Raw genomic sequence first — 8,105 nt, forward strand, 5'->3', positions numbered from 1 at the left:
TCCGGCCGTATAGGGTCTCATGCGGTTTCTGACGACCTTCCAGATTGCTGATTTCGCCGACACGCTGGTCAGCCTGTTCACGGCCTTTGTGCTGGGCACGCTGATCGGCGCCGAGCGGCAGTACCGCCAGCGCACCGCGGGCCTGCGCACCAATGTGCTGGTCGCGGTCGGTGCCGCCGCCTTCGTCGATCTCGCCATGCATCTGACGGGCTCCGATGGCGCGGTGCGGGTGATCTCCTACGTCGTCTCCGGCATCGGCTTCCTCGGCGCCGGCGTCATCATGAAGCAGGGCATGGACGTGCGCGGGCTCAACACCGCGGCGACGCTGTGGGCCTCGGCCGCGGTCGGCTCCTGCGCCGGCGCCGACATGGTCGCGCAGGCGGTGGCGCTGACCGTGTTCGTCATCGCCGGCAACACGCTGCTGCGCCCGCTCGTCAATGCCATCAACCGCATCCCGCTGAATGAGAAGACCTCGGAGGCGACCTATTACTTCAAGCTCGCGGTCGCGGCCGACGCCTTGCCCGACATGCGCGACCGGCTCGTTGAGAAGCTGGAGGCCGCGAAATATCCGGTGGCCGATATCGATGTGGTGGAGACCGGGGACGATTTGATCGAAATCGTCGCAAAGCTGGTTGCGACCGCGGTCGATCCGAACGAGCTGAACGCGGTGGCGACCGATCTCCAGCACCTGCCGGGCGTGCGCCATGCGACGTGGGAAGTCAGCACCTCGGACTGAGCGCGGCGTTTTGGCACGCGAAGGTGCGGTTCCCGCCTCGTCCGGCACGGAACCGCAGCCGGGCAAGTTCGTTGATCTCGCGGACAAAGGCGGTGATCGATATGCCCGGCCAAGATGACAAGCGTAGACTGAAGCTCGATTTGACCATTGCCTGTTCGCTGTTCGCGGCAGGCGTCTTGGTGTCGGTGATGTCGCTCGCCCAGATCCGAGCCGAGAGCCGGATGGAGCTGGCGCAGGCAACCCAGCCGCTCCAGGGCACCCCGTCCGACGATCAGAGCAAAACTCCCGCGGACGCCAAGCCCGGCGGCGACCGGCCGACCACGCCGGCGCCAGAGCCCGCGCGCCCCGATTCGCAGACGCAGGGAGCGGCGGGTGCGGCTAAATCAGCATTGCCTCCGGCGCCTGCCGAGAAGATCGCGCCGCCGCTCAAGGAGAAATAGTTCAGGTGGCGGCCACGCCCTCGCTGTCATCGTCCGCGAAGGCGGACGATCCAGTATTGCAGAGGCCGTGCGTGGATACGAAGAGGCCGCGGCGTACTGAAAGCCCCGCCTTCGCGGGGCATGACAGTGGATTGTGAGGAACGCGCCGCCGCGGAATGACGAGCGAAGAGAGTCCGCCTCAACGCACCAGCACGTTCCGGAACTGCCAGGGATCGCTGGTGTCGATGTCCTCCGGAAACAGTCCCGGGCGATCCGTCAGCGGGGTCCAGTCGGTGTAGAAACCCTTCACCGGGCCGAGATACGGCAGCTGGATTTCCAGCAGGCGATCGAAATCCATCTCGTCGGCTTCGACGATGCCTTCCCTGGGGTTCTCCAGCGCCCACACCATGCCGCCGAGCACGGCGGAGGTCACTTGCAGGCCGGTGGCGTTCTGATAGGGCGCGAGCCTGCGGGTCTCCTCGATGGAGAGCTGCGAGCCGTACCAATAGGCATTGTTGTCGTGGCCGAACAGCAGCACGCCGAGCTCGTCGATACCGTCGACAATCTCGTTCTCGTCGAGGATGTGGTGCTTCTCCTGCATTTTGGCGGCGCGGCCGAACATTTCGTGCAGCGACAGCACGGCATCGTCGGCCGGATGATAGGCATAGTGGCAGGTCGGCCGGTAGACCGCCTTGCCCGATCCGTCACGCACCGTGAAATAATCGGAGATCGAGATCGACTCGTTGTGGGTGACGAGGAAGCCGTATTCCGCGCCGCGGGTCGGGCACCAGGTGCGCACGCGCGTGTTGGCGCCAGGCTGCATCAGATAGATCGCAGCGCCGCAGCCGGCTTCGTGGGTATGCAACCTAACGATCGCGTTCCATTCAAATCGCTTGTGAATAGAAGTAGCATGAAATACATTGCCCGACCATAGGTGGTATTGCCCTTCTCATCGGCAAATTTGAGCAATTTTTATTGAGGCAATTGCGGGATCCAGCGAGATGTCGAAAGATCATGTCATAACGGAATTTGAAACTGAATTTACTCCCGCTGACGTCGAGCGCGAGCTGAAGGAAATTATCACAAAACTCCGATCTCGGAGTGTACCGCTGGAAGGCGTCCACGAAGAAGACTTTACGATTTCGCGGCGCGGGCACGGAACAGGGATCGTCGAAGTAATAGTTATTGCCGTCGTCTCGGCAGCTGCCAAAAAAGCTGTCGATAGCGCTTGGGAAAAAATTTGGCCATCTCTCGAAAGTTGGCTGAAGTCCAAGCCACCGAAAAAGAGAAGTTAAAGCTTCGGCCGAGCGCCAATGTTTACCGTCAACTTCTCTGTATTTCGTCGCGAAGCCCGAATGCGCTTTCTCGCACAAGAGATGTTAGTTCTCTATGTCGAGCCAGCCAAGGAGGCGCGCCTGTCGTACAAGGACATGGAGAACATAAGTTCTGTTCTCGAGAAAGGTTATGGTGAAGCTCGAGAAGGCGTAATGCTTCAGGCGGCGAGTTCAGGGGGGGGCGATGAGGCTTGGATACAACGTCATCTCGGGGCAACGATAGATGTGATGGCTAGGGCCATAGAGGAGCGGAGATCCTATCTTCTTCAGAGGCCGGCCAAATTTCTGGAGAGTGCGCTGGCGGAGTGTCGGAACGATGCGGCGAGCAAGTTTTGTCACGATTGCAAGTTCGACGATTCATGCTGCGGGATTGTTCTGCCAGGGCATTTCGACCGGGCGATGCAGCCAACTTGCACTCAGTCGCTCTTCGCTTTGACCCAAGCTGCTGTGGCTTTTACAGAGGAGCTCTATAAGAAGTATCTACCCGACATCGAGTTTGATGTGGTGCTGGCAGTGCGCTTCGAAACCAGCACTCCTCCTCTGTCCGGGGAAACTACCTTTGTCGAAGGGGAGTCCGACTCAAAGAGCCGCGGCGCTTCGATATCAATTGGTCTGCCTATACTTGAAATCAATCCCTATACGTATTTCTCGATCGCTTATGTGCTAGCCCACGAGTTGGCTGTACACGTAGTGCAGGAATGGTTGCGAGGCCAGCAACCTAAGCCTCCTAGATCCTGGGTCGCATTCGCGGAGGGGCTTGTCGATCATGTGATTTGGCAAGAATTGACCTCTGCTCTGAGAAAACGAAAGTTCTTTCCCAGTACCGCGTTGAGCTTCCGTGCGATTCCGCAAATTCGGCGATTCCATTCACAGCGGGACGAGCTAGCTGAAGAAAGTGGGGCGCAGGGGTGTTGGTCGGCCGATGTGGGCCTCGGCCGCAGTGCTTACGAAACCCTATTCATGATTGGTCAGTATGTGGTTGGTGGATTGTTTTCGCACTTATCTAGATCGAAAGTGGCTGACGCGAAATTTTGGACGCATGAGACCGTGCTCGCGTTGAACGTTGCTTCCCTATCTGAGGTCGAGAGGCAAGATGTGATCGAATTGCTGGGCATCGTGAGAGATCAGTATGCGATCGAGGACGTGCTCGATTGGCCGGACCTCAAGTCTGCCTATTGGAGCAAGGATCTTCTTGGGCGGACGCTCGAATGCCTGCTGGATGTGAGGCAAGGTAGCGACCCATTTTCAGTCAATCCATTGATAGAATTAGCTAAATCAGAATGCGGCGTGCGGATGGAATAAGATTGTATACTCAATAATATTATGTTATTCTACTTTTGGATGCAAGGATCCGGGGGGCAAGTGTCCGAACCGTCCAACATACGTGTCAGCACGATCGAGCAGTTGCGCGCCTTGAAGGCGATGCAGCTGATAGATCGGTTTACTTTGGCAAAATTGGCAGCCATTGCTGGTATCTCGGCTCGAACTCTTGGCTCTCAGCTGTCCCACTGGAAGAAGGAGGGAGTTCTTCTTCTTGAGCAGGTTGGTGTGGCTCCAAATGGTCGACCAGGGCAGCCGAAGAAGATATTTAGGCTGGCGGCGGATATGGTCCCAATCGTCCGAGCGTCTGTTGTTGCCGCGGAAGGCTCCCTCGCGCAGCCCCCGACTGACAAAATTGTTCCTCTTGATCGAATGGCCTTGGTTGACGCCGCAGGTAGGTTGGCTGCTGCTGCCGAAAAGGAATTCGATTCGGGCAGGCGCGGTCGACTCGTTGCGGAAGCAGCCCGGTTGCTGGAGCAAACTCGAATAGTCTTGCAGCGGCGACTGGAGGCAGGGCGCGGTGGGGTAAGTGGCGCACTGCAGAACGAGCTGGCGCGCATTGAGCACCAGGTAATCAGAGCGGCCGCCATCAAATCTCAGTCTCCTGAGGAAGAGCGGCTGAGAATAATGCTTGAGGCCAGCGCCGCCGATCTGCAACGCGTTCCAAGGGAGCACCGTGATTTGCTGACTCGGGCGGCAAAATATCACGTCGAAGTTGATGCAGTGGGGCAGCCGGCCGAGCTGTGCTTTTTTGGAGGTCTGATGGCCGCAAGAGGACAGCAAGGCAATGGACAAGACACAGTTATCGATGGATGGATCTTTGACGCGGCGAGTCACTATAGCGGCAAATCGGAGCTAGATAGAGGTCCATCGTGGGACGATATTGAGACGAGGCTAATTGAGTCGTTCGGAAAAATTATTGAACGCGGATATACCGCGGCGGTATGGCATCCTGTTGTCGCGCAGTGCTTGGCTGGGGTGGCAAAAAACGCCGTGCTCTCCGTGCTGTCTGGATTCCATGTGCGCGTTGCGGATCTCTTCCTGCGGACCTCGTCTCCAGTGTTGCGCCGTCAAGCCCTAATATTCTTGCAACAGTATGCTGGCGACGTAGAGCTGGTTGCAAAGTGCACGGACATTTTTCTGCCGGAGGCGCAACCCGACGGCGACGAAGATTTTATTGATCCTTATTTCCGTCTTCACGCTGATAAGGCGCCGATTTCTCCTCCGTCCTTCCAGCGAGTATTCGGAGCTTTGCGTAGCGAAGGATGACCGCCACCATGTTTGGAGAAAGCTCAAGATTTGTTCGATACCTTAGTGAATTGGTGCAGCTCCGACTATCGGTAGAACAAAATATAAGTGATTCAAGGTCTCATCATCAGTTAGTATACATCGTCGATGCAAATATAATTCACCTCTTTCTGAGCCCTTATTCAAATTGGCAAAATGTAATTCCCTTCAAAGAAATCCTCGGGCAGGAGAAGCCGAATCTTGCCTTTTCCGCAGCTGTAATCACCGCCGAGTATATTTTCTCAAGACAGCTTTCTCGCCAGGCGCGCTATCCCGTCTTTGTCGCCGAAGAGCACGTTTTAGAGGTTGATCGATATATCTCGAAGTTGCGCGACGAATCGTTGGCTCCGCAAGCAGTGGGAATCGAGCGTGCTAAGGCGCTAGAAAATGCGATCGCCTCCATTTCGGATCTTCGAAACAAGTTGCTCACTGAGTCCAGTGATAACTTGCGCCGCGAATTTGAGAGCAGAATTCCTGACGCTGTCGCGGAGTTCCAGTCAGTAGCATTTGCCCTGCAATACACAAGGCTTCTTCGAAACGATTTGGTGCGCCCGCTGAGGTTGGCGCCTCACCTGGATCGCAAGTGGCTACAGGTCGAGCGACTCGAGTACGAAAAATGGTGCGATGCTCTGTCTTTATTTCAGTCAGCTGATAAATTCCGCTTGCATCGAAGTGGCGTGAGGAGTGAGAGGGGGCAGTCCGAGCCGCCACTACACGACAACCTCAAAAGAGATGCGCGAGTTCTGTCGCAGCTCGTTCAAATCAATAGCCAGTTGCAGGAGCGTCGTGTTCCAGTTCGCTTTGTCTTCGTGACCGACGACGACAAGATACATCATGCAGTCGCTTATCGCGCTATGCACAAGAGGTTTCAAGATACTCTGCTTCGACGGCCGGTGCAGTTTCATCCGGCGCTCAACTTTCAAGAAATGCCAAATCTGTTGCGCAAGAGCGATGTTACCAATGAGTTGCTGGCGTCGATCAATGGTATAATTGATGGAATGGGGCTTCCCACTAAATCGTTATATGAGTTGACCGAAATTATCGCAAATTACCTTAGAGACGACTTTCTGGATGCAAGGGATCTCGACGAAGCAGACTGGAGGTCTCGCTTACAATTGGTATGGCGTGATACTCTAGTCAAAAAATTCGATCTACGTGTGCCGCCTGACGTGGAGGGCGATATCGACGAAGTTCGGAGTGCCTGGGATAGGTTGTCAGGAAACTCAATTGGCCTCAATGTTGAGTTGCTCGCTCGGAGATACAAAGAGGAGATCGGTCCGCTTGCAGACGGACTCCGGCAGCTTGAGCGCTTTCGCGCTGTTGAATTGGCCGAAGCCTTCGATGATTTCCAGCGGGAGCAGTTGGATGTTTTAGAGAGGCATCATATCGAGTGGTGTCTCAGTTGGCTTATCGACAGCAGGCAAAAATCGCAAACCGAAGCTGAAGCCCGTGGACCGCGGTTGTTTCGGATGAGCGATCTCAGATCCAATCCGCAATCAAGCGTTGAGTCGGCTGTTCTCAGTCTAATGAAGTCGGTGGACCACGACGACGGGGCGCGACGTGCGCGTCTCGTGGTAAGAGAAGGGCGGTTCACCGATAATGCTATCGTTGCAGCAATTGTAGCTTATCTCGCTAGCGAGTGGTCGTTAGCTCGCGAGTTTGGAGAGCGATCGTTAGATCGCCTAAGGAGGACGATCCGCGTAGCTGCAGGAGTTAACTCTGACACCTATGTTACCTTCCAGCCTGCTGTTCGCGAAATTGAATATCTAGTTGCCGTCTGCAAACGTTTTGAACTGTGTATGATTGATGAAGCCGATCAGAAGGTTCTGGTTGGAAAAAAGCATGTTCGCGACACGTTTAAGTCAGCAGAGAGAACCGCACTTTTGGCTATCGACGATGCGGTACAGAGATTCGACGTGTTTGGTGCAGCGCGAGCTAACGCCGAATTGGGCACTCTCTACTTGACGGCAATTCAAGTTGAGCACGTATGCAAGCAGTATGAATTGTTGGATAGGCAGGATTGGCAACGTTTGCCGTCCAAGGCAACTGAACACCTAAGGCGTGCCATCAGCGATTTGGAGACGCACTTTCCAGAAATAATAGCAAGCAGCGAAGCTCCAGAATCGGAAAACGAACTTTTGGCGTGGACACTATTCTTTCAAGCCAATGTCAATTTGCTCAGCGCGGTATTGTTCTTCCGCTTAGAGGGGTTTTATAAAGAGTACGTGCCAAATAAAATTATGGATCTTGTTCTGAAATATCTTCCGGCCAAGTTGAAGAGCTTCCCTGAGCATTTGACCGTTGAGTGGGAGATCTACAACTTCCTATATGTTGAAGGTGATTTGCATTCCCCAAAATCTCGCAATGCCATAATTTCGCGCTGCAAAGATATGCTTTCGCGGCGTGAAGAGACGCTCACATCGTTGGATGCGAGTATCCTGAATCGTTACATTCGCCACATTGGCGGTGTTAACCCCTGATGCTCACGAATGCTCAGTAATGACGTGCGTGTCGGACAACATCCGGGATGCTACGCCGATCTGCGCTTTCAGTTTTGCCCTCACCGCACCAGAACATTCCTGAACTGCCAGGGATCGCTGGTGTCGATGTCCTCCGGAAACAGTCCCGGGCGATCCGTCAGCGGGGTCCAGTCGGTGTAGAAACCCTTCACCGGGCCGAGATACGGCAGCTGGATTTCCAGCAGGCGATCGAAATCCATCTCGTCGGCTTCGACGATGCCTTCCCTGGGGTTCTCCAGCGCCCACACCATGCCGCCGAGCACGGCGGAGGTCACTTGCAGGCCGGTGGCGTTCTGATAGGGCGCGAGCCTGCGGGTCTCCTCGATGGAGAGTTGCGAACCGTACCAATAGGCATTGTTATCGTGGCCGAACAGCAGCACGCCGAGTTCGTCGATACCGTCGACGATCTCGTTCTCGTCGAGGATGTGGTGCTTCTCCTGCATCTTGGCGGCGCGGCCGAACATTTCGTGCAGCGACAGCACGGCATCGT

The 8,105-nt window shown here is 55.6% G+C and carries 7 protein-coding genes and 1 pseudogene; 6 read left to right on the plus strand and 2 right to left on the minus strand.

Annotated elements, in window-relative coordinates:
• Positions 1–19 precede the first annotated feature (19 nt).
• A complete protein-coding gene (locus tag IVB29_RS12115) occupies positions 20–736 on the plus strand; it encodes an MgtC/SapB family protein (RefSeq protein WP_247503600.1) in 717 nt (238 codons plus the stop codon).
• Positions 737–837: 101 nt separating this feature from the next.
• On the plus strand, positions 838–1,176 hold the full coding sequence (locus IVB29_RS12120) for a hypothetical protein (RefSeq protein WP_247503601.1): 339 nt from the start codon (positions 838–840) through the stop codon (positions 1,174–1,176).
• Between the two features lie 178 nt (positions 1,177–1,354).
• Here the strand turns inward: IVB29_RS12120 and IVB29_RS12125 are convergent.
• Positions 1,355–2,014 (minus strand): annotated as a pseudogene (locus IVB29_RS12125) (saccharopine dehydrogenase C-terminal domain-containing protein); the annotation flags it as partial.
• 142 nt (positions 2,015–2,156) lie between these two features.
• Here IVB29_RS12125 and IVB29_RS12130 point away from each other — a divergent pair.
• Genes IVB29_RS12130 through IVB29_RS12145 form a run of 4 tightly spaced genes read left to right on the plus strand, consistent with a single transcriptional unit; the run spans position 2,157 to position 7,576 of the window.
• Positions 2,157–2,450, plus strand: coding sequence for a hypothetical protein (locus tag IVB29_RS12130; RefSeq protein ID WP_247503602.1), 294 nt, complete (start codon positions 2,157–2,159; stop codon positions 2,448–2,450).
• Positions 2,451–2,468: 18 nt separating this feature from the next.
• On the plus strand, positions 2,469–3,791 hold the full coding sequence (locus IVB29_RS12135) for a hypothetical protein (RefSeq protein WP_247503603.1): 1,323 nt from the start codon (positions 2,469–2,471) through the stop codon (positions 3,789–3,791).
• 60 nt (positions 3,792–3,851) lie between these two features.
• Positions 3,852–5,078, plus strand: a complete 1,227-nt coding sequence (locus IVB29_RS12140) for a hypothetical protein (RefSeq protein WP_247503604.1) — start codon at positions 3,852–3,854, stop codon at positions 5,076–5,078.
• Positions 5,075–7,576: a hypothetical protein gene (locus IVB29_RS12145; RefSeq protein ID WP_247503605.1), complete on the plus strand. Its 2,502-nt coding sequence runs from the start codon at positions 5,075–5,077 to the stop codon at positions 7,574–7,576. The genes IVB29_RS12140 and IVB29_RS12145 overlap by 4 nt, the downstream gene beginning before the upstream one ends.
• A gap of 80 nt (positions 7,577–7,656) precedes the next feature.
• On the opposite strand, the gene IVB29_RS12150 is transcribed toward IVB29_RS12145, so the two are convergent.
• On the minus strand, positions 7,657–8,105 hold a 449-nt coding region (locus IVB29_RS12150), incomplete at its 5' end, for a saccharopine dehydrogenase C-terminal domain-containing protein (protein ID WP_346731281.1).

The sequence above is a fragment of the Bradyrhizobium sp. 1 genome, from assembly GCF_023073315.1.
Taxonomy (GTDB): Bacteria; Pseudomonadota; Alphaproteobacteria; order Rhizobiales; family Xanthobacteraceae; genus Bradyrhizobium.